This window comes from Nostoc sp. (genome assembly GCF_036917555.1).
In the GTDB taxonomy this organism is placed as follows: domain Bacteria; phylum Cyanobacteriota; class Cyanobacteriia; order Cyanobacteriales; family Nostocaceae; genus Nostoc.
Map to the genome: position 1 here is coordinate 61911 of NZ_JBALDD010000055.1, position 20932 is coordinate 82842.

Consider the following 20932-nt stretch of genomic DNA (forward strand, 5'->3'; position numbering starts at 1 on the left):
GGCGATCGCTATATTTTGGTAAAACAACTTCGCTTCTGTAAAATGTGGCTTATAACCGTCCTTTCATCTAAAAATTGCTTCACTGACATTCTCGACTGAGTACCAAGCGTCCATCAGCAAGTCGATAAAGCCCTTGTAGTTCAACTATTGCATCGCCTTTTTTCCAAGTCTGCGATGTTGGTTCAACATTACGTACTTCACCTGTCGAATAGATTGAAATTAATCCATCCCCCGGACTACTACGTAAAGCACCAGAACCCGTGATAAAGAATGTACCCTTTTGTTTAAGACTGCGTGAAACGCAACTATTAGCGATAAGTGCATTAGTGTCGATGACGTTTGGGGGTAATCCGGTGAAGCTGTTTAGAATGTAACTGGTATCGGGTGCGTTAATATTTGTTGTACCTGAAACGCCTAATTCAGAACTTGCAGTAATATCGCTTTTTTCGGTTGGTTTTGGACATGCTTCGATACCGAAGATTCCTTGGGAGTTAATTTGCACTCTTCCACCGGAACCAGTGTATGCGTTGGCGCTGATATCGCTGTTTTCTTCAAGGCTGGCGACAATGAATTTTGAGTCTATATTGATGTTACCGCCATCACCACCTGATTTGGCTAACCCCGCAGTTGTAGTGATATTGCTGTTACGATGCAATAGTAATAAATCTGTAGCGGTTAAGTTAATATTTCCACCATCACCAGAGGTAGTTGCAACAGCAATAATTCCTTTATTATCTAGTTGTACAGTACCTGAATTAATGTTAATATTCCCAGCAATTCCATCTCCCTGACTACTAGCAGATAAAGCTGCACCATTGAGAGATAAATCACGGGCTGTGACGTTAATATTGCCGCCTTCACCTTTACCTGTGAATCCTGTATCTATTGCGACTATACTAAAGATGCCAGTGTCAAAGTTTAAACCATTGGGAGTTGTCCCCTGAAGAGAGAATTTACCGCCAGCATTAACGGTGACGTTACCTGCATTTCCCTGTCCAATTGTTGCAGCATTGATATTAGAACCATTTGTAAAAGAAATGTCACCAGTAGCATTAATTAGCACATTTCCAGCATCGCCTTTATCAGCAGTAGTGGAATATAGAACAGTACCATCGGCTAAAGAAAAATTACGCCCCTGAATTTCAATATCTCCACTCTTACCTACTAATTTTAAAGTTGCACTACTAAAAGATGCTTGATTATTTAAAGATAAGTATCTTCAACTTTAATCGATATATTCCCAGCATTTCCCTGCCCAAAAGTGTAACTATTAATTGCAGCATTATCTAATGATAAGTCTCTAGCTTGAATGTTGATACTGCCAGCATTACCTCTGGCTTTATCAAGAACAGTAGAACTAATTTTAGTGAAATCAATATTATTAGTATTGCTGAGGTAAATTTTTTCTGCTGCTTGAATAAAAATATTACCTCCATCACCCAGCCCAAGGGTATCAGCACTTATTTGACCTTTGTTGTTTAAGAATAATTCTCTGGTATTGATGCAGATATCTCCACCTTTACCTACGCCATCCAAACTAACGTCACTACTAATACGGGTGGGTAATTTACCTTCTCCTAATTGTTCAATAAAAACCCTACCAAAACCGTTTATATTAATAGTTTCACAGGCATTAATGGTGATATTACCTGCATTCCCTACCTGATCCTCACATTTTCCTGAAAATATTTGATGAGTTACTACCAGTAACGCGAGAAAAGATATTGGTTATTCCCTCTGGATTGGCAAAATAAACACCTTGACCCTCACCCACGTTAAAATCTTGAATAACTGTGAAATAGGTTAGCACCATGAGCCGCACCGCCCTCAATGTGGTCATTATTTGTATTAATAGGAATGACTTGCGATCGCTCTTTTCCCAGGCTGTTATCGGGAGTTAACTGAGCAAAAGCAGGATGAATAGAAACTGCAATACCTACCACGCATCCTAGCCATCCTGTGACAGCAATCGGCCAAATTTTCACCATTTCTATTCTGCCTACTATTTCTATAGTGGTTTTAGTTGTTTAATACAGACCTCACCCTAGCCCTCTCCTAAGAGGAGAGGGAATCAGAAAAATTTTGCTGGAAGGGGAGTAAGATTCAAAGCCTCTCTCCTTTTATAAGAGAGGTTTGGAGTGAGGTGAGAGTGTGTTGCATCAAAATGAAAACTGCTATATTCTTTCGCTGGCAATTTTCTGGAGATATTCAATTCGTTGCTGAATATTTTTTTGATCTACGCCATCACCGATAAGCATTTCTGACTGTGCAAGTTCTTTAACTAAAGTTGCCCCAGTTTGCCCCAGTTTACCATTACCAGTTGCTTTTAATGCTTCTTCCAGGGCTTCATACCACAGATCATTTTCAGCATAATAATTTATGCTTTCTGGAATGCTAGTAAATCGATTTTTAGCAAGTGATTGAAGATTGATAACGGTAAATTCTGCACGTTTAATAATCGTGTCGTTTTCGCAGTCAATTGCAATTTGCCATAAATATGTTTTACCGACTGTGAGTTCGGGGTAATCGAGGGGAAGTTTTAGTTTGTTAATCCCGATTGTTGTGGGTATTTCTTTAACTTGCCCAATTTTTTTAACGGTGTTGGCTGAATCAAATTCATACAGTTGGAATCGCGCATTTTGAGAACTTGACATATACCAAGCTAACATTGGACGTTTAGAAGCGGTTTTACCGATAAATGTCTGAGGTGCAAGCTGTGTCAGTGGTATGCCGCTAGTTGAACATCCACGCGAACCACCCGGACGGGTATTTCCGCTGGCTGGTTTGGGATCGCGTGGTTTAAACTGAGCAAATGCCGGGACTGCGGTCAAAAGAAAAACTACTCCTACAACCAAGCTTGTAAGTCTGCACTTATTTTGCCAAAATATGAAATGTTGATGACTCATGGTAAATGCTGTTAATTGTATGCTTATCTAAAACTTTTGAATAATTCAGAATTCTGGCGATTAACGCCTTTATTCTTTCTTAAAATTACTTCATAGGTGTCCAACTAAGTTCGCATATAGTCCCACGTGGAGAAAGCGATTCGCGGCGAAACTCTCCTCCTAATTGTTTAGCAAGCATTTTAAAATGTTTTGTCCCTTTATTTTCTACTTTTGATTTAATGCCCCAACCGTTATCTTTCACAGATAAATTGTATTTATTTGCGCTATAAACACCTGATGCTTGAACGCGCTTAACTCCTTGAGCGTGTTTACCAACATTACATAGAGCTTCTTCCAAAAACAGACATATTCCCCGTTTGTATTCTATACTTAAATACTTATCATCAATTGGATCAAAATTGCGAATTTTTACTTTTAATGTTTGAAAATATTCAAAATCTTTACGTTCTAATGTACTTGAATAAACTTCATACAATAAATCGTGTAGAGGTCGTTTCAATTCGAGTATTAATCCGCTACCTAAACGCAAACTCTCTTCTGTGGTTAATGCTTCGAGTTTGAGAAATTCGCCAAGTTCCCGAATTTCTCGATCGAGTTTTTCAAATTGCCCAACCAGTTGTTCGTAGGGAATATCTTTAGCACGCAGATGCTTTAATCCATAAGCAAGAGTTTGCAAAGGGCCATTATGAATTACGGTAAAAGTGTGTTGAATTGTATTTTGACGTTCGTTAATTTGCGATCGCAAGAATTTATCGTGCTGGTAGAACGCAAAAGCACTCAAGCCAAGCCCATTTACGGCTAATATCAGTAAATTGGGTGCTACAGGAATCCATACACCCCAAACCCACAACATCACATACCCGCAACTAAACAAGCAAAATGCCGCTACACCCACATACAGTAAATTTTTCCAAACAGATTGGGTCAGCCGTCCAATAATCATCGGCAAAAAACCCCAAACTAATATCCATGTATACTCTCCAATATCTTCCCAACTGCTCAACATAGGACGGCCATCTATGACTGTACTCAGGATTTGACTAATAACATGAGCGTGATAGTCTATGCCATAAATTTGACCTTTTAATTTTAAGTTTGGCAAAGCAGATGTATAAAAAATATCGCCTGTACTCGTATTGCGGTTGCCAACTAACACAATGCGATCGCGCAATAATTCTGCATCAACTTTGTTATTAAGAACATCGGGTAGCGTCACAACATTAAAAGGTTGTTCGCTATTGCGAAAATTAATCAAAATTGACAATCCGCCATCATCAACACCAACGTATCCGCCAAAATTCGGGGTAAATATTGTATTCGGGTCATCTTTTACATTTTCTAATTTAATTCCTTTAGACTCTAAGTACTTAGTAACTAACTGCAATGCTAAAGATTTTTTAGTTTCGTTGATCTTTTTAGGACTCTTTGTATACAACAAATAACGTCGATTTTTGCTATCTTTATCTATACGTAAATCGGCAAACCCCACGCGTTCTGCTGGTAAACTCTGGGGTGGTAAAATTTCTTCGGGTGGTAAAATTTTTTCAATCCCAATAAGATTGGAATTTGAGTGTAATACCTGCGCTAGTTTTTTGCTACCAGGTTCAACAGGAACATTTTTGAAGATATCCAGCCCGATAGCTAGCGGTTTATAAGTTTCCAGCTTGATAAGTAACTCTGCAATCTTCTCATCTGGAACCGGATATTGCTTAACCCATTCAATATCTTTCTCATCGATACCCACAATTACTATACGTTCATCAAGTTTTTCTACTGGACGCAGACTTAACATGGTATCAAGGAACATCCATTCCCAAGATTGCATTCCTCCTGTTATACGTATCAATATGACTACAACCAGTACCACGATTCCAGGAGGTGCAGCCAGCGACCACAACCCAAATTCTAGGCGAATGCGATTCCAGATTCTCCTTTTCATCTAGCTTTTAGATTAATTTTCCTTGGATTAATCAATTAAACCTTCATCACGGGAACGAATTTCAGTTTGAATTCGCATATTCTTACCACTTTGCTTGCAGTCTTCAGGATACACTCCCAACACATCCTGAATCTTCGTCCAGTAAGTACGTACTGCTCGTTCTGATTTATACATTCGTTCAGCGATCGCCTTATCTGTCAAACTCTCTTCAAAAGCCAACCGCAACACCTCCAACCATTCTGGTTTGAGTTCAATTCCCGTTTTAATATCTTTGGTGTGAGTTGCACCATGAAGGGCCAAATTAACCCGCATTAGCATTTCATCTTCGGGTAATCCTTTATCTGCGATCGCAAATCCAGCTTGATGATTATCAATCTCGTGTTTGATCCGAATTAACGCCTTCACATAACTAGTTTGTACCATGAAATTCTGATGGGGATATTCTTGGAGCAAAGTTTGCAACAGCTTAATTCCGGTATCAATTTCTGCTGTCTCCCCTTGGCGATCGGGAATTGATAAATCCATCACAATCAAGTCAAAGTGGCAATATTGAAGTTGAGAAAGTGTCTCTTTTGCCGTCTGAGCTTTAATAATAGCAGCTTCGGGATACTGTCGACTTAAGACATCGAGGGTACCAGTTAAAATTAATTGGTGGTCATCTACAACAAGAATACCCAGCTTTTTTTCCACTGGTAAATATCCATAAACTTGATGTTCTTTTAAATTTATTCCTACCATATTTTCATCCAAATTCAAAGTTTTCTTAAGCTTTATGAAAATTTCCTTCGTCTTTGACGTTTAGCTAGAGAGTCACGTCGCTTCTCTACGAGACGCTGCGCGTAGCTTGCTTCCCCAAAGGGGTACGCTCCTAATTCAAAATTAATAATCCCCATAAATAAATTTAGGGGCTTGTATCCTTTGCGTTTTCGGTCATATCTTGTATTTCTTAGCCCTAACTCATTGAAGTATGCGCTTATTTTAATTGGAGATGAATTTTGAAGCTATGCAGAAAAGTGCAAACCTAGAGGTGCGATCTGATTTTGGATTCGAAATCATAACTAATTAGCCCTCACCTTAAATCCCTCTCCCAATTTTGGGAGAAGGGGTTGGGGGATGAGGGCAAATTTTACATTTACGATTTACGCAATAGGTTTAATTTTTTCATCTCGGAACTGGTACTTGATTAATTACCGACGCAATTACCGCATCCATTTGTAAACCATCCAGCATCGCTTCTGGTTTCAATATGAGACGATGACGTAGTAACGGTGATGCAACTGCTTTTACATCATCTGGCGTTACAAAATCCCTTCCTGCTAACCACGCTAGGGCTTGAGATGTCTGCAACCAAGCACCGGTAGCGCGGGGTGATGCACCCAAAGTCAAATCAGGATATTGACGTGATATTGTCACCAACGCCAACAAATAATCAACGATCGCTTCTGATACTTTAACTTCTTTGACAGCTTGTCGTGCTTGCAAAATGTCGGCTACTGTTGCGATTGGTTTCAAACGGCTAATATCTAAACGTCGTGCTGCAAAACCCGCCTGACGATTGAGTAACATTTGCTTTTCAGCAGCTTGATCGGGGTAATCTACCACCAGCTTAAATAAAAATCTGTCTAACTGTGCCTCTGGTAAAGGATAAGTACCCTCAAATTCCAGGGGATTTTGTGTCGCAATTACCCAAAATAAATCTGGTAAAGGTAAACTTTCACCATCCAGTGTTACCTGCATCTCTTCCATCGCTTCTAGCAGCGCCGCTTGTGTCTTGGGCGGAGTACGGTTGATTTCGTCCGCTAGCAGTACCTCAGTAAATATTGGCCCTTTTTTCAAAGTGAAATTGCGGCTATTCAAGTCAAAAATATTGGTACCAGTAATATCTGAAGGTAAAACATCTGGTGTTAATTGAATCCGGCGAAACTCCCCTTGAATTAACTGCGCTAACACTTTTACTAATAGGGTTTTACCAGTTCCGGGAACTCCTTCTAAAATTACGTGCCCACCCGCTAGCAGCGCTACTAAAAGTTGCTGTATTAAGCTAGATTGTCCGACAATTACTTGATTAAGACCTTGACCAAGACGAATTAAGATAGGATGTGTTTCGCTCATATTTTTTATTGATAAATAACTAACCCAGAAATACTATGAATAATTCCAAAAAATTAATTTTTAATTTTTAATTTCCCTAATGCTTCGCCATTTCCCCAACCAGCTTAACAGGTCTCGTTCACTGATGGGTTGTTTGCGAGATTGTAGCTTTAAAACTGCATCTAGTTCTGCTGCACTTGCACCTGTTTTTTCCATCCAGAAATCGATCAAGGCTTGACGTTCTAAAAGTACTTGCCCTAATCCCAAGGCTTTTTGGAGTTGTAGTTGTTCTTGTTTACCTACCATTTCAACAACAAAATCGGTGGTATCAGCTTTCTGCAACACCCCGGCTAAAGCTTGGATGTATGCTTCGCTATTATCTACAACTGGTGTATCTAAAGCTACTGGCTTACCAAAGCGGCGATTCTGCGCCCAAACTAGCACTAATAGCAAGATACCTACCTGTATCAATATTGGAAGTAAAGGAGTTTTGGCAAAAAAGCTAGATAAATCTCCTTCGCTTTCTTTCTTCCTGACATCGGCATCTTTATAGCCGTGGATGTATTCATCGACAAAAACTGTGTGACTTTTTTCAGTAACCAAACTAGCTAAATACTTGAAATTACTTAAATAATCTTGGTAGGCGTTGGCAGCTAAATAAGGAGTAGTAGAAAAAATCAGCTTTCCTTTTTTGTAATTTTCTTTCCAGACAACAGCACCAAAGCGATCGCCTAAATTAACTTGCTGGGAGTTAGCTTTTTTATATCGTCTACGTGTATCAATTTTAATATCACCTTCAGGAGATTTTTGCATAGTGTGAAACTCCGCTTCTGTAACCCGCGCCTTCGCACCCAAAATTACCAAAGTATTCCCTTTTTCTACCCATTCCTGCTCTTGACTATCCAGTGTGGTTTCCCTGGGATAGCCCCCTACCTGTAGCAAGGTAATTGGGCTGTTCTCTGGCTGAATATCACTAAAAGGCTTTTGCCAGCGCTTAATAGAAATTCCCTGTTGTTGCATAAAAGCGTACCAAGCACCATAGCCATCTGAGTTGCGGTTATAGGTAGAGCCAGCGTTAATTTTAGTATTATTGGGAGCCGCCAATAAACTAAGTAAAACGATCGCAGCGAGTGCGATCGCTCCCATCCAAGCAAGGCGATTTGAACGCTTCATTTTTGACTTTCACTATAATCACTTCGTTTCAGAATCACAAGTGTTAATACTTACTTATTTTTCAGCTAAAGTCAAAAATATAATTAATTTTCTTAAATTCCGCATTAAAACATCTGTGGTAACAAACCATACAATATGCACATTACAATCCTAACGATTGGTTCACGTGGCGACGTTCAGCCTTACCTAAGTTGGTGGTGGGCTTGCAAAGGGCTGGACATAGGGCATACGCTTGGGTTAAGCATTTCTTTTTTCTCTCGGTATCGCGCCAGTTGCTTCTCCCTTCTCTACGAGACGCTCCGCGTTCGCATAGCGTTCCGTTCACGGAGCATCCCGTAGGGAAGGAAAGGCGTTAGCCTCTGGGGAACTGCAAGGACGCACTGGCTTCTCTGCGCCTCTGTGGTAGCCTGCGGCAAGCCGCAACTCTTGGAGACGCTCTGCGAATGCGTCTACGTTAAAAAAATTGACTTTAACAAAGGATTTTAGTAGCGCACTCGTCGGCGATTTATTAGTTTTTACTGACTCAACCTTTTACTTACTCTCGATTTTACAACTTTGGAGTCAACTAGCTCATCCAAATGGATGAAGACTAAATCTATCTATTAGGCGATCAAAGTGCAAAAGGTTTCGGCTTATAAATAAGAAAACTGTATTACTAGAGAAAACTAATTGTACCAAGCTCTAGTTGAGGAGAACTTTATGAAAGCTACAAACTTAATAAATTTTGCAAATATTGTATCTGGAATTGCTAGCACTAAAACAGTCGATAATAACTACATTGCTGCACAAATCAACACAGCAAATGACTACAATCCAATCCATAGCCATTCTAATGATCTCAATTACCCCAACTACTTTGATACTGCTTGTTTTGCTTATCACCTTATGGGATTTGGCAAATTTTAGCGATGAGGTTAAAGTCCTCTCTTATGATATTAACTCTTATTTGGAAATTACTAGAAACCCCACCCCTTAAATGGAGTGGGGTTTTTAGTGACTAAGGCTATTTAATCGCACATAATATCACTCAAATTGCACAAGCGATCGCTCCCATCCAAGCAAGGCGATTTGGGGGTTTCATTATACTACTAAGACTGAGGAAATTCTCATTCTGATACTGCTTGAGCCACTAAACCTTCAATGAAAGTATATATTTTGTCCTCACTCTTAGCAGCATTACACATTAGATAGGGAATGTTTAATTTCTCTCTGATGTACTCAGCGTTATAAATTTATTGTTCTTGAAAAGATCGCAGGAGAGCTAGATCATGTTTAACACTGTCTCTTAAGCTTAAACGAGTATAAATATTTTCAGGTTCGTCAACTAAAACAATAATAGCACTATGGCAAATGCCTTCAAATGTTGAGTATGGAATTTTAGTGATTTCATTATCCTTGTTTAAGAGACAAAAATGCCCATCAATTAAATACGTGTTTTCATTCTTTAAATACTTGTTTATTGCTTTTACTAGAATATCTTGATTTCCGACAATATTCTCAACTCGTTTGTTACGAAGATGTTCCTCTGTCTTTTCTCTGGCAATCAGATTGCTCACTGAAAAATCTTCGATCTTAAATCTTGATTCTATATTTTTACAAAACATTGTTTTACTAACACCATGCACTCCACCAACAAAAATTATTTTCCGTTTTAGTATATTGTTTATTTATATATAAAAAACAATAAAAATGATGATTTTTAAATATACACAGCAATTCATTGATTCGTCAATACACACTTGACCACACGATAATTTTATTTAGCACTTAAAGTCAAGTAAAATTAATCGACTCTATTTACTGCAATGCAATAAACTCAACTGTTCACTTAGTCTCCCTTCCTGCCTTAACTCATTTCCTCCCTTGTTAAGTGCATCACATCCATTCAGACTTAATGCACCAATCCTGACGCCAGTTGATTGTAGCTTGTGGTGGTGTAAAATTAGGGCAAATTTCGTGTATTTGTTTCAGAGAAATTGAAGGAAAAATAAAACTTTCATATATAAAAGTTCCGTATGCAAATTCACAGATTTCAAAATACATATCATAAAATTCTTTGTCTACTCCAAGAATATAGTGATACTTACTCCACATTTTACAGACAGGTAAAGATATGGTTTTATCAGCAATAAAACCTCCTCTTATAATAGAATCAGGTGTCATTTCATACAGAAGAATTAGATCACCTAATTCCATCCCAATTGAACGCTTTCGCAACTCAATTTTTTTAGTACCATTAATAATCTGTTCAGCGTACATTCGCTTGATGCTTAGAGGATGTCTGAAAAGTGAGAAAGCTCACGTAACAGTATCCTGTCAGTAGAAAAAATACTTAAGCATGACAGCGTTACCAGAGCCATGAATCCATCGTACCCAAGTAACTTGACTTCATCGCAGTGGGAATTGCGATCAGGACTAATTCCAGCAGCTAAAAAAGGTGGTAGAAAACGCAGTATTGATATGGAAGCAGTAGTGAATGCAATCTTTTATATCTTGTGTGCAGGTTGTGCGTAGCGTATGCTCCCCCACGATTTCCCAAATTGGAAAACCGTTTACGATTATTTTCGGCAATGGCGCAAGGACGGAACATGGCAACAAATCCATGAACGCCTGCGTTTATGGGTACGTGTAAGCCAAAACCGAGAACCATCGCCATCCCAGGCCATTATGGATAGTCAATCGGTTGAGACAGCAACAATGGTATCCAAGGAAGTTGGGTATGACTCAGGAAAGAAAATCAAGGGACGTAAAAGACACATATTGATTGATACCTTAGGCAAGAGTAATAGTTGTGGTCATTACTGCCGCAAACGTAAGTGAACAAGCAGGCGCAAAACAGGTTTTGTTTAAACTCGATCAAGTATACCATTGCATAGGTCGATTGATTCGGATTTGGGTTGATGGTGGATACCGTGGTCAGAATTTCGCCCATTGGGTTATTGATGTTTATCGCTGGCTCTGGAGTGTAGTTACAGTTTTATCCGGTTTAGAACACGCCCACAAGCATGGTGTAATTCACCGTAATATTACACCTAATAGCATCTTGATTACTGCTACGGGTCAAGCTCGTTTAATCAGCTTCGATTATGCCCATATTTCTGATCGTACTAGCACGATCGCAGACGATATTATTGATGATCTAGAAAAATATGGTGCATACCAAGCAATCGAATGTCAAAACGATCCTTCTCAAGCCAGTGTTGCTTCTGACCTTTTCTCCATTGGCTTACTATTTTACGAATTTTTGACGGGAGTTCCAGCTTTTGCAGATGCTAATCAAATTTATGAATGCAACACCATTTTTGCCATTCAGTCATCGAAACACAATCCTGAACTTTCATGGGATTGGGATAGATGGTTGCAAAAATTATCTGCTTTTGATCCTAAAGACCGCTATTCTAACGCTGATGCAGCTTTACAAGAACTAATCCTGCTTGCAACACAACCAAATCTAGATATAAATAACCTGCTTCCCGATACAATTTTTGATAACCAATATAGGGTAATCAAGCGATTGGGACGACCAGGTAGCTTTGCTGTAGCATATCATGTTTTCGATATTTTACGCAAAAGAGATTTGGTACTCAAGTTAGTAACACGCGATCGCCGTTCTGTATATGACCGAGTTTAACAAGAGTATAGTACTTTGTTAAAGGTTCCTAAGCACCCTCACATTGTTGAAGTTATATTTGCAAGCCGTTTAAAAGATGATACTCCTTTTATTGTTTTTGAGTACCTTGATGGACAGGATATTGAAAGTCTTATCGAGAAGAAAACTCTTTCTCTAGAAGAATCAGTTGAAATTGCCAAGCAGACTGCCACTAGTTTGTTACACTTGCACCAGCACAAAGTTTGCTACCAAGACATCAAACCTTCTAACTTACTTTTAACTGACAAAGGTGTGCGAATTATTGACTTTAATGTCGCAGTATCGGACAGCGATGAAATGATCATTAGTGCTGGTACTCGCCGCTACATACCTCCTGACTGCAAACTAACGATAAATTTGACACTAGAAGAAAAAATTGACCGGGATTTGCATGCTTTGGGCATCGTTTTTTACGAATGTGTTACAGGTTACTACCCTTTTGATGAACTGCAACCTCCAAAACAGAAGTTACCCCATAATCCAATTGAAATAGATGGCTGCGAGGATTTGAGCGATGAATTAGTGCAGCTACTTATGCGAACAATCGCCCCCAAAAGATCAAATAGATTTACTTCAGCAGCAGAATTTTTAAAGGAAATTGACGGACTTTATTGTCTGAGAAAATCTACCGAACAAGCTCAGAGGGTAAATATTGAAAAAACAATGCAATTTGATGAAGTAAAAATGCAACTTCAGGAAGTTGTACAGGCAGCAGTCTCACCAAGTGTTGTAGAAGTAATTAAAACATCAAAAATAGCTGAGAATGCTGAATATAGCATCAAGCAATATACCTCTGGTACGCTAGCGCAAAGGCAATCGATAAATGCAAAAACAACACCAGCAAATTTCAACTTATTTGAACCTCCGAGATTAACAAGCCAAAGTCAAATTAACCCAGATAAACCAATCATTCTCGACCCAACAAAAAAATACGAAATTCCATTCGGCTACATTCCAATTACAACAGAAGTGGAGTGGATGAAATCTTTTGGTATTAATGCTTTTCCCTATTGGGTGAAAGGCAAGCTGCTATGTGAATGAACTAACGAATGGTTGAAAGCTTGGGATAAATTGGATGCGATAGCGGAAATAAAACAAGACCCATGTCTTCGCTTGCAAGAAATTTTTGGTTCCTTACCTTTGCCAAGCGAGTGGACAGAAAACCAACAACTAGTAGTAGCCACTTGACTCGTACCCGCGAGACAACTCGATAGCACACTTCTTGGCAGATATTACCGAAACTGACAAGCAAATATGGCTAGCAGAACCTTCTATTGAGAATTTAGCCACTTGGCTGGCAGTTCAAGTTCTAAAAGACTGCAAACCTTTAGAACAATTATGGCAAAGCCATTACCAAGATAATGACTTGGTTATTTACTATCAAACACAAGATAAGCTAATGCTTTTACGTCGCTGGCTTTATAGAACTTTTATCTTTCCTGACTCAAAATAAGCAACTTGCCATAGAAAGTTATATTCAACCTCGCTTCAGCATCCTACCCACAAAAACTGAATATGCAAATCTGATGAACTCTCTGGGGCTGAACTCAAGAAGCTGCAAGATAAAAGGGCGAAAACGAAAACCGAACGACATCAGCAGCGCAAGGCGGAATTGTCCCGTCACTACGAAATTGACGTAACCCCTGGGTCAAGAAAGATGATGATGGCTGGGTGCGACATGAAGTCGTGCAAAAACGCATTATTGCGTTATGACAGAGGAGCCGTCTCCTCCAGGGAATCCTTTCTCCCTGTTCCTACGTAAAAGAGTCTCGGACTCTGCCTACACCAAGAGTAAGTAATAAAATTGGTGGAATACAAGGCACGAAAGCTTAAATACAAAAAGCCTAATTTTGTAAGAAAGCAAAGGGAAAATTGTTAAGGGTTAACGTAAGTGAATCATTGTAAGTCTCGTTACATCAAAGAGTGAAATAAGGCTGACACACTCTAACCAAAAGGTAAGTGGGCGAATTATTTCTTGTCCAACCGGAAATAGTTGAAAGGACACAACTCCCACCGGGATAAAGATGGAACCCAAAACAATCAAATGTCACTTGTACGAAACATGGTAAACCCTATGGACTCTCAAATATCAGTCGATAGATTTGAGTAGGTTGACCGCAAGGTAAGGGACTTCCAAAGAATAAATCATTCCAAGAAAAACAAAAGACAAGATTTTTCAATAATGATAATCATTTTAAGGGAGGAGAAAAGGGGTTGCCCTCAGCAAGCCCTTTTCTCCCTCTCATCTATACATGAAGAATCTATACACTTGTCGTCTGCTTTGAAGTTAAATGGTGTAAAATTATTATGTTTTGTAGTTCAAATAAATGCTGTTATTAAAATCAAATAATTTTTGTTTTACTACAACAAATATCAATAAACCAATTACCTAAATTGGGAAAAAATTCATGAGTTGAATCGGTTAGCCGCTCAATCTACTTTTCAATTTGAGCCATAGTTTTTTTGTAAGCTTCACCCCATTTTGATATGTTTTATGTACTAGCTTAACGGTTGGATATTTCCTGTTCCATTTCATTGTGCTAGCAAAACTTAAAGCTGTTTCTAGTTCATCTAAAATGCTGCCATTCCAATGATTTTCTAATACTGCCCATGTCTTTTCTATTGGATTATATTTACTATGATAGGGAGGATAGTAAGCTAAACGTATATTTACTTGATGTTTGTGGGCAAACTCTACTATACGTTTCATAAATTGGGTACGATGTGAACTATTCTGCGGTCCATTATCTTGATTAAGAGTTAGGGTTTTAATATCAGAAAAACATCGTTTTTCTGCTAACCAAAAATTTTCTAAAACATCAACAATAAAATCACTGGTAACTTTCGATTCTGTAAAATACAAAAATAGCTCATCAAGCTCTGGAAGAAATATCCCATACTAAGTTACAGTTGTTTTCGGATTATAATCATGGTCGTCAGCCTTCGCCCCATCCCGGCTTTTACCCCCTCGGTTAAATGAGCCGATCTTAACACGGGCTTTTCCGTCCATGCTTAGACGTAAAACACTCTTATCTTCATCTGCATCTTTATTTACTATATCTAATTGCTCAAAAATTGCATCAGTTTGTGGAATTTTTTTTGAGGTTGAACTTTCTTGACCCTTCTGAGCTTGTAACCTAAATTATTTAATTTGACTCGAATTGTTTCTGACGTATGTAACTTTTCATCGCTGTAACCATACTTTTCGATTAATTGCTTTCTGACTTCGGCTGCACTGAGTCTAGTATATAGTCTTTGACTTTTAAAACTCGGATCGGTTTGACTATAGAAGTCAATTAAATTTTTTATATCTTCTAAAAGATTTGGCAGGTGTTCTTCTGCTTTCTAACGTCCTTTACCACTCATGTTATCAACGCAAATAATACCGCTTTTTAGTTCTCTTGTCTTTTTCCGAATTGTGTCTCGATTCCATCCTAATTCTGATTGTGCAAGCCTTTGCCCTCCTAAACCTAAGCCTTGAACTGTCTGTGCCATAAATTTACGCTTTGCTGCACCTTTTAATTGAGATGCAGTTTCAATTAACAACTTTTTGAGAGAATCAGTTAATACTATAGCCACCAGTTACCACACTCAAAAACTCTGTCATTATTCAAATTACTACAAAAGGGGGATGAAGGGGCTGCGGACGGCAGCCCCTTCGTCCCTTTTTAAAAATGATTATCATTATTGCTAAGGGAATAGTTTATTTTCTGGAAGTCCCTTAGATGTGGAATAGCTTATTACAACGATTTGTTAGATTCTTATGGGATTAACGAATCTGTTTTGGTGTCATTCTTTCGTCTTATCTGGTACAAACACAAATTTTCCACGTTCCGTGAACAGTGGAAAAGTGAATTTGAATCTGGAGCGATCAAATAATTTGAGAACCTATAGGTCTGCCATCAGCCTTGCTTTTCTGAGCAAGAATGTCAGCACCGTCTCTTCACGGGCAATGATATCGACTCTTCCTTCCATCCCCGATTGAATCACACATTGGTGTTGTCTCCGTCCCAGTGATCGACGCTCTGGGGCGATCGTCACCTCATAGAAGGCAGGTGCAGTGCTGCTTTGCTCGGCATCTGGAGCGGCTGCATTGGCTGGAGGTTTAACAGTATCTTCCGAGATGCGGCTGACGTGACCGTTCAGGACACCATAATCCGGATAAGGGCAGGCAGAAACCCGCATCTGTACCCGTTGACCCGGTTTCAGTTTGCTTCGATCCTGCGGCGACACGGCTGCCTTTACTTCTAGCGGTGCATCACCCGGAACAATCTCAGCGATACTCTCGCCTACTCGCACGGTCTGACCTGGATTGCGTAAATGGAGATTGGCGACAATCCCGTGTGCGGTAGCGGCGATCGTGGTTTGGCGGAGATCCAGCTCGATTTGTTGGAGTTCGTGGTTGGTTTGCTCTAGCTGTTTGTCGATTTCAATCCGCTGCTGCACCAGGGCTTCTCGCTCTTTGGCTAATGCCGCGAGGTTTACCTGACCGCTGGCTTGCTCCTGGGCGATACGCTCAGCCGCCATTGTCACTTCCGCATGGCTGGGATTGAGCGCTGCTTGAGTGCGCTGCCGTTTGGCTTTAGCCGCTGCGACTGCCTGTTCTTGTTGCCGTACTGCCAACTCTACTTCCTCTACCTGATCGCGGGAGAGCGCACCCGCTTCAGCCGCCTCCTGATAGCGGTGCTGCTTCGTCTGGGCGGCTTGTAGGGTGGCGATCGCCTGCTTCACCGTTGCCTCTGCCTCCTCCAGATCCGCCGCTGTTGTCACCTGTCTTTCTTGATAGTCCCGATCGCGCTGGCTCAGCTCTGCTTGGGCCGCTGCTACAGCCCGATCGACCCGATTGGTTTCTGCTGCGATCTGACGATTGAGGGTACTAATTTGAGCATTAATTTGCACGAGTTGGAGTTGGGCTTGCTGATGAGTGCTTTGCAGCTCACTCTTTTTCGTTTGCAGGCGAGCATCATCGATCGTGGCGATCGCCTCTCCCCGTTCTACGAGTTGATTCTCTTTGACTAAAACTTGCATCACTGCACCTTCGGTAGCGGCTTGTACCAACCGCAATTCCCCCGCCGGACGAATCGTGGCTTGCGCTTTGACAGTCATTTTGTAATGCGTAACCGCACTCAGCGTCATGCCAATCCCCATGATGCCGACGATCACCAATCCTCCAATCTGTGTCCAACGGCTGATGGGTGGCAGGAATTCATTGTCTCGAATCGGCGGTAGAAAGTGAATCTGTTGAGTCATCAGGATTCTCGCTGGAATAAAAGGACTGGAACGAATTAATCAATGCATCGTTGCAATATCTGTTGTAATATTCTTGTGATGTCCATTACGATACTCATCAGCCAACGGCATCACGAACTGTTTTGCATCTCATACGTTATCATCCAGCAAGTCTAAGTGAGAACCTGCCTGCTGCCGCAGATCGGCGGGCGTTCCTTGAATTTTCAACCTGCCCTGTTCGAGCATGACCACCCAATCGGCACGCTGAATTACTTTCGGACGGTGGCTGATCAAAATCGTGGTTTTACCCTGGCGGTGATCAAGCAGGCGATCAAGTAATTGTGCTTCACTGACTGGATCGAGCGCCCCGTCGATTCATCTAAGATCAAAATCGGCGGGTCAGTCACCAGGGCACGGGCGATCGCTAATCGCCGCCGCTGTCCACCGGAAAGATTCGCCCCAAATTCGCCCAGCACCGTCTGATATTTGTCGGGTAAGCTGCTGATAAATTCATCGGCTCCCGCAAGCTGACAGGCGTGAACAATTTCTTCAAACGAGATATGGGGATAGCTAAAGTGAAAGTTGTCGAGAATTGATCGACTCCAGAAATGGGGTTCCTGGGGAACGAGAACAACCTGCTGGCGCAGACAGTCCAGCGATATATCTTGCTGGTTGAAAATACCATAGCGGATATTACCCGATTGCAGCGAATATAAACCTGCCAGCAATTTGACGAGCGTACTTTTGCCACAGCCCGACTGACCCACCAGGGCGATCGTCTGTCCACCAGCAAAGGTCAGGGAGAAGTCTTGCAGCAGATAAACTCGTCCAGCGTGGTGGAAATTGAGGTTTGTGCAGGTAATATCTGCTGTATAGGGTATATCTGCCCAGGGCTTTTTCTCGTCGTGGGCATCTTCGGGCGTAGCGTCGATCACTTCTGTCAGGCGCTGAATCACGACTTGGGCTTTGAGGAATTCGTCGATCAGTTTGATTGCTGAACTGAGAAAGCCCAGCAAATGACCGCTCATACCGCTAAACGCCAGCAGTTGACCCACCGACAGCGTTTGCCCAATCACCAGATAGCTGCCCAGCCAGAGGACAGCGATACTCGTCAGGGTAGACAGCATATTCGTGATCGTGCTGCTATACAGTTCCAGTTTCATCATGCCCCAGTCCAAATTTGCAAGGCGACCATAGTTGCTCTGATATTCCTGCCAGGCTTGAGCGGTCGCATGGGTGGTTTTGAGGACTTGCACCCCGCGAAAGGTTTCGACCAGAAAGCCCTGATTTTCTGTACCGGAGACGATTAGATTGCGTGTTTTTTGGCACAAGGCAGGCACAAACAGCAGATTGACTAAAGCAGTCAGGGCAAAGGCAGCCAGAGAGGCCAGCGTGAGTTGCCAGCTATAGAACAGCATGAAGCCTAGAGAGATCAAAGCAATGAAAAACTGACTGGGCAAGCCCAGGACAACTTCGGACACCAGCGCATTGATCGCATCAATATCGTCAATCCGGCTGACCACCTCGCCGCTGCACCGTCCCTCAAAGTAGCTCAAGGGCAAATGCAACAACTGCTGTCCATATTCCAGAACCAGCCCAAGCTGCAAACGTTGCCCAAAGTGACCAATCAAATGAGCCTGCACCAGGCCGATCGCACTGCTAAACAGGTTCATGGCAATTACCCCGATCGCCACAGTTGTCAGTAATTGCAGATCGCCCCGCACCAGCACATCATCGGTGAGGAACTGCATCATCAGCGGCGAAGTCAGGGAGAGTAGACCGATCGCCACATTCAGCCCAGTCGCTTGAGCCAACAGCCAGCGATAAGGGAGTACCCGCCCAATGAATCGTCCTAATCCACCGATCGTATCTTCTGGTTACTGATAAAAGCGATTGTCGTCGGGTAAGAGCAATAGCATAATGCCGTTACTCCAGCCTTCTACAAGTTCACAACGGCTGAGATACCGGATTCCCACACCCGGATCGGCAATGATATACTGCTTGCCCTTTCGCCCATGCAGCACAACCCAGTGATAGCCTTTCCAGTGGATAATTGCAGGCAGAGGGGCTTGATCCAGGCGATCGAGGAAAGCATCGCTGGCTTTCACCTGCCGCACGTTAAAACCTAATGCTTCTGCACCCCGACTGAGTCCCAGCAGCGAGGTGCCGCGCGATCCTGTGCCGACAGCTTCACGGATGCGGCTGATGGCGAGGGTGCGTCCGTGAGTCCTGGCAACGGTGGCGAGACACGCAGCTTTGCAATCTTCTTCGCTATGTTGCAACACGCTAGGATATTTCATAGCTGAGTTCTCAACAAGGTGACGCAAATAGTTGTTTAAACATCACTCAATTTTAGATTTTGGATTAACCTCTCCTTATAAAGGAGAGGCTTAAATATTGAATTTTTTTGTTTTGTTCTCTGTGAGCAGAGAGGCTTGAAACTAAATATTTTAGATTTCAGATTTTCATTTAATCTAAAATCTAAAATCACCTCAGCCAAGGAATTTTTGAGGTGATCTTCAACCCCCCAAAAATTCCTTAAATTTAATTTTGAATTACGGGATATCCCGCAATTCAAAATTGGCAAACTAGTAGGCTAGAGAGTGAGTTTAGCCGATGCTTCTCAGCGAAGAAATCTGGTTGTCGAAGTTCCCCAGGCGGCTAACTGATTGTCCGGCACGTAGGCTAAAGCTGCGTCCTGAGTTGTTGATACCAGTGTAGAATACCCAGGTTTTCCGAGTGTTGTTGCGGATCGAGGAGATGACATTATTCAATCCCACAGAGCCTAGATTGCGTGTAGCCTGCACATCTCTTCGTGACCCTCCGAAATTAGGACCTGTGTAAACCAGAATGCCACCTTGAACCGTCGCCGCAGATTTCTCGTTGAGATCTTGAACGGTGTCGATCGCGTACAAATTGTTCGTAGTCATGATGTTTCTCCTTTTAATTGATGGTAATTGAAGCATGTGTCACAAACAACTAAAACCGTTATGGAAATGGTTGAAATGGACACATTACAACTCTGAAGTAAACAGTGGCTCACAAAATCTTTGTGACATAACCACTTGATTTACTAACTAAAGTGTACTGAGTCCTAACAGTCAATTTCTTTCATATTCTTATGATGTATTATCAAATTTTTATAGTCAGGACTTACGCAACTATCACAAACAATGGCGCGGTGTAGCCGCGCCAAATAACTAGGCAATAAACATGGGAACAGCCGGACGTTTTAGTTGCTAAACGTGGAGGATTTGATCACAATCCATGTGCAATCCCTTTCCAAGTCATATTAGAAGCCCACTGTATAGCGGCTTCAACCGAGTCTAAAATTGCCCCATTCCAATAGTTCTCTAGGGCAGCCCAACAGCGCTCTATCGAATTGTATTTGCTATGGTACAGGCGATAGTAAATCAGTCAGATTCTTAAATTAATTGCTTGAGACAGTTTAACCATGCGTTTGATAAATTGTGTGCGGTTACTGCGAGTTGCTGCACCACCATCGAGGTCAATCACCCATTCATTGAGTTCAAGGTAATCGTGTTGATTCTCATGCCACCAAGCGGTTAAACAATCAACAATAAAATCACTAGTTTCAGCCGACTGACCCAAGTAAATCGATAGTAATGAAACGTGTGGGTGTTGAGGATGCCAAAAGGAACTAAGACTGATTGCCACTGTGTATCGTGGTCATCCGCAGCTTTTGCCTCCAGTGTCCGAGCTTTACCGCCTCTGGAAAGGTTACCAATCCAAGTGTCCATCAAGATAGCTTGAAATGGTAAAGCCTTATGTCTGATAGTGTTAGCGAACTTGCTTCGGAGTCATTCCAGTCAACCGCTTAAACTGCCATGTTATATCATGTTCGGTAAATTACTTATGATTAAGCCTCGATTTGAATCCACCAATGAAAACCAGTTAAGCCTTGAATCAAATCTTGCTGTTGAA

20 protein-coding genes and 3 pseudogenes are annotated in these 20932 nt (G+C 41.4%); 7 read left to right on the forward strand and 16 right to left on the reverse strand.

The window, feature by feature from the left end; genetic code table 11:
• Positions 1–79: 79 nt before the first annotated feature.
• The 9 genes from V7K60_RS21255 to V7K60_RS21295 form a co-directional block, all read right to left on the reverse strand.
• On the reverse strand, positions 80–1063 hold the full coding sequence (locus V7K60_RS21255; RefSeq protein ID WP_334928075.1) for a hypothetical protein: 984 nt from the start codon (positions 1061–1063) through the stop codon (positions 80–82).
• A gap of 140 nt (positions 1064–1203) precedes the next feature.
• The gene (locus V7K60_RS21260; protein ID WP_334928077.1) at positions 1204–1536 is read right to left on the reverse strand and encodes a hypothetical protein; all 333 of its coding nucleotides are present in this window, start codon (positions 1534–1536) and stop codon (positions 1204–1206) included.
• Between the two features lie 133 nt (positions 1537–1669).
• Positions 1670–1840 (reverse strand): two-partner secretion domain-containing protein, encoded by a 171-nt coding sequence (locus V7K60_RS21265; RefSeq protein ID WP_334928079.1) that lies wholly within the window; start codon positions 1838–1840, stop codon positions 1670–1672.
• Positions 1776–1988: a hypothetical protein gene (locus V7K60_RS21270; RefSeq protein ID WP_334928113.1), complete on the reverse strand. Its 213-nt coding sequence runs from the start codon at positions 1986–1988 to the stop codon at positions 1776–1778. The genes V7K60_RS21265 and V7K60_RS21270 overlap by 65 nt, the downstream gene beginning before the upstream one ends.
• Positions 1989–2174: 186 nt before the next feature.
• The gene (locus tag V7K60_RS21275) at positions 2175–2831 is read right to left on the reverse strand and encodes a DUF928 domain-containing protein (protein ID WP_334928081.1); all 657 of its coding nucleotides are present in this window, start codon (positions 2829–2831) and stop codon (positions 2175–2177) included.
• 160 nt (positions 2832–2991) lie between these two features.
• Entirely contained in the window at positions 2992–4845 is a 1854-nt protein-coding gene (locus V7K60_RS21280; protein WP_334928083.1) for a CHASE2 domain-containing protein, read from the reverse strand.
• Between the two features lie 27 nt (positions 4846–4872).
• Positions 4873–5583 carry a response regulator transcription factor gene (locus tag V7K60_RS21285; protein WP_334928085.1) on the reverse strand — a complete coding sequence of 237 codons (711 nt, stop codon included), beginning with the start codon at positions 5581–5583 and terminating at the stop codon, positions 4873–4875.
• Positions 5584–6006: 423 nt separating this feature from the next.
• Entirely contained in the window at positions 6007–6957 is a 951-nt protein-coding gene (locus V7K60_RS21290) for an AAA family ATPase (RefSeq protein WP_292870726.1), read from the reverse strand.
• 60 nt (positions 6958–7017) lie between these two features.
• Positions 7018–8109, reverse strand: a complete 1092-nt coding sequence (locus V7K60_RS21295) for a DUF4350 domain-containing protein (protein WP_334928088.1) — start codon at positions 8107–8109, stop codon at positions 7018–7020.
• 699 nt (positions 8110–8808) lie between these two features.
• Between V7K60_RS21295 and V7K60_RS21300 the strand changes: the two genes are divergently transcribed.
• Positions 8809–9015, forward strand: a complete 207-nt coding sequence (locus V7K60_RS21300; RefSeq protein ID WP_334928090.1) for a hypothetical protein — start codon at positions 8809–8811, stop codon at positions 9013–9015.
• Between the two features lie 326 nt (positions 9016–9341).
• On the opposite strand, the gene V7K60_RS21305 is transcribed toward V7K60_RS21300, so the two are convergent.
• Together V7K60_RS21305 and V7K60_RS21310 are read right to left on the reverse strand one after the other, a co-directional pair.
• Positions 9342–9734, reverse strand: a complete 393-nt coding sequence (locus V7K60_RS21305; protein ID WP_334928096.1) for an ATP-binding protein — start codon at positions 9732–9734, stop codon at positions 9342–9344.
• 250 nt (positions 9735–9984) lie between these two features.
• Positions 9985–10368 (reverse strand): hypothetical protein, encoded by a 384-nt coding sequence (locus V7K60_RS21310; RefSeq protein ID WP_334928098.1) that lies wholly within the window; start codon positions 10366–10368, stop codon positions 9985–9987.
• A gap of 99 nt (positions 10369–10467) precedes the next feature.
• Here V7K60_RS21310 and V7K60_RS35360 point away from each other — a divergent pair, with 99 nt between their 5' ends.
• From V7K60_RS35360 to V7K60_RS21335, 6 genes are read left to right on the forward strand one after another with little or no spacing between them, the layout of a single operon-like run.
• Entirely contained in the window at positions 10468–10623 is a 156-nt protein-coding gene (locus V7K60_RS35360; RefSeq protein ID WP_442944440.1) for a transposase, read from the forward strand.
• A gap of 3 nt (positions 10624–10626) precedes the next feature.
• Positions 10627–10929 (forward strand): transposase, encoded by a 303-nt coding sequence (locus tag V7K60_RS21315; protein ID WP_442944441.1) that lies wholly within the window; start codon positions 10627–10629, stop codon positions 10927–10929.
• Complete coding sequence (locus V7K60_RS21320; protein WP_334928100.1) at positions 10901–11740, forward strand: protein kinase domain-containing protein; 840 nt, start codon at positions 10901–10903, stop codon at positions 11738–11740. Before V7K60_RS21315 ends, V7K60_RS21320 begins: the two co-directional genes overlap by 29 nt.
• A gap of 15 nt (positions 11741–11755) precedes the next feature.
• Positions 11756–12799: a serine/threonine-protein kinase gene (locus tag V7K60_RS21325; RefSeq protein ID WP_334928102.1), complete on the forward strand. Its 1044-nt coding sequence runs from the start codon at positions 11756–11758 to the stop codon at positions 12797–12799.
• 12 nt (positions 12800–12811) lie between these two features.
• The gene (locus tag V7K60_RS21330) at positions 12812–12946 is read left to right on the forward strand and encodes a hypothetical protein (protein WP_334928104.1); all 135 of its coding nucleotides are present in this window, start codon (positions 12812–12814) and stop codon (positions 12944–12946) included.
• Positions 12947–12980: 34 nt separating this feature from the next.
• Positions 12981–13211 (forward strand): hypothetical protein, encoded by a 231-nt coding sequence (locus V7K60_RS21335; RefSeq protein ID WP_334928106.1) that lies wholly within the window; start codon positions 12981–12983, stop codon positions 13209–13211.
• 889 nt (positions 13212–14100) lie between these two features.
• On the opposite strand, the pseudogene V7K60_RS21340 reads toward V7K60_RS21335, so the two are convergent.
• From V7K60_RS21340 to V7K60_RS21360, 5 genes and pseudogenes are all read right to left on the reverse strand, one after another.
• Positions 14101–15331: pseudogene (locus V7K60_RS21340) on the reverse strand (ISAzo13 family transposase).
• 315 nt (positions 15332–15646) lie between these two features.
• Positions 15647–17008, reverse strand: a complete 1362-nt coding sequence (locus V7K60_RS21345) for an HlyD family secretion protein (protein ID WP_334928108.1) — start codon at positions 17006–17008, stop codon at positions 15647–15649.
• A 129-nt stretch (positions 17009–17137) separates the two neighbouring features.
• A pseudogene (locus V7K60_RS21350) lies at positions 17138–19287 on the reverse strand (peptidase domain-containing ABC transporter).
• A 309-nt stretch (positions 19288–19596) separates the two neighbouring features.
• Positions 19597–19917, reverse strand: a complete 321-nt coding sequence (locus tag V7K60_RS21355; RefSeq protein WP_334928109.1) for a peptidase inhibitor family I36 protein — start codon at positions 19915–19917, stop codon at positions 19597–19599.
• 328 nt (positions 19918–20245) lie between these two features.
• Positions 20246–20665: pseudogene (locus V7K60_RS21360) on the reverse strand (ISAzo13-like element transposase-related protein).
• Between the last annotated feature and the right edge of the window lie 267 nt (positions 20666–20932).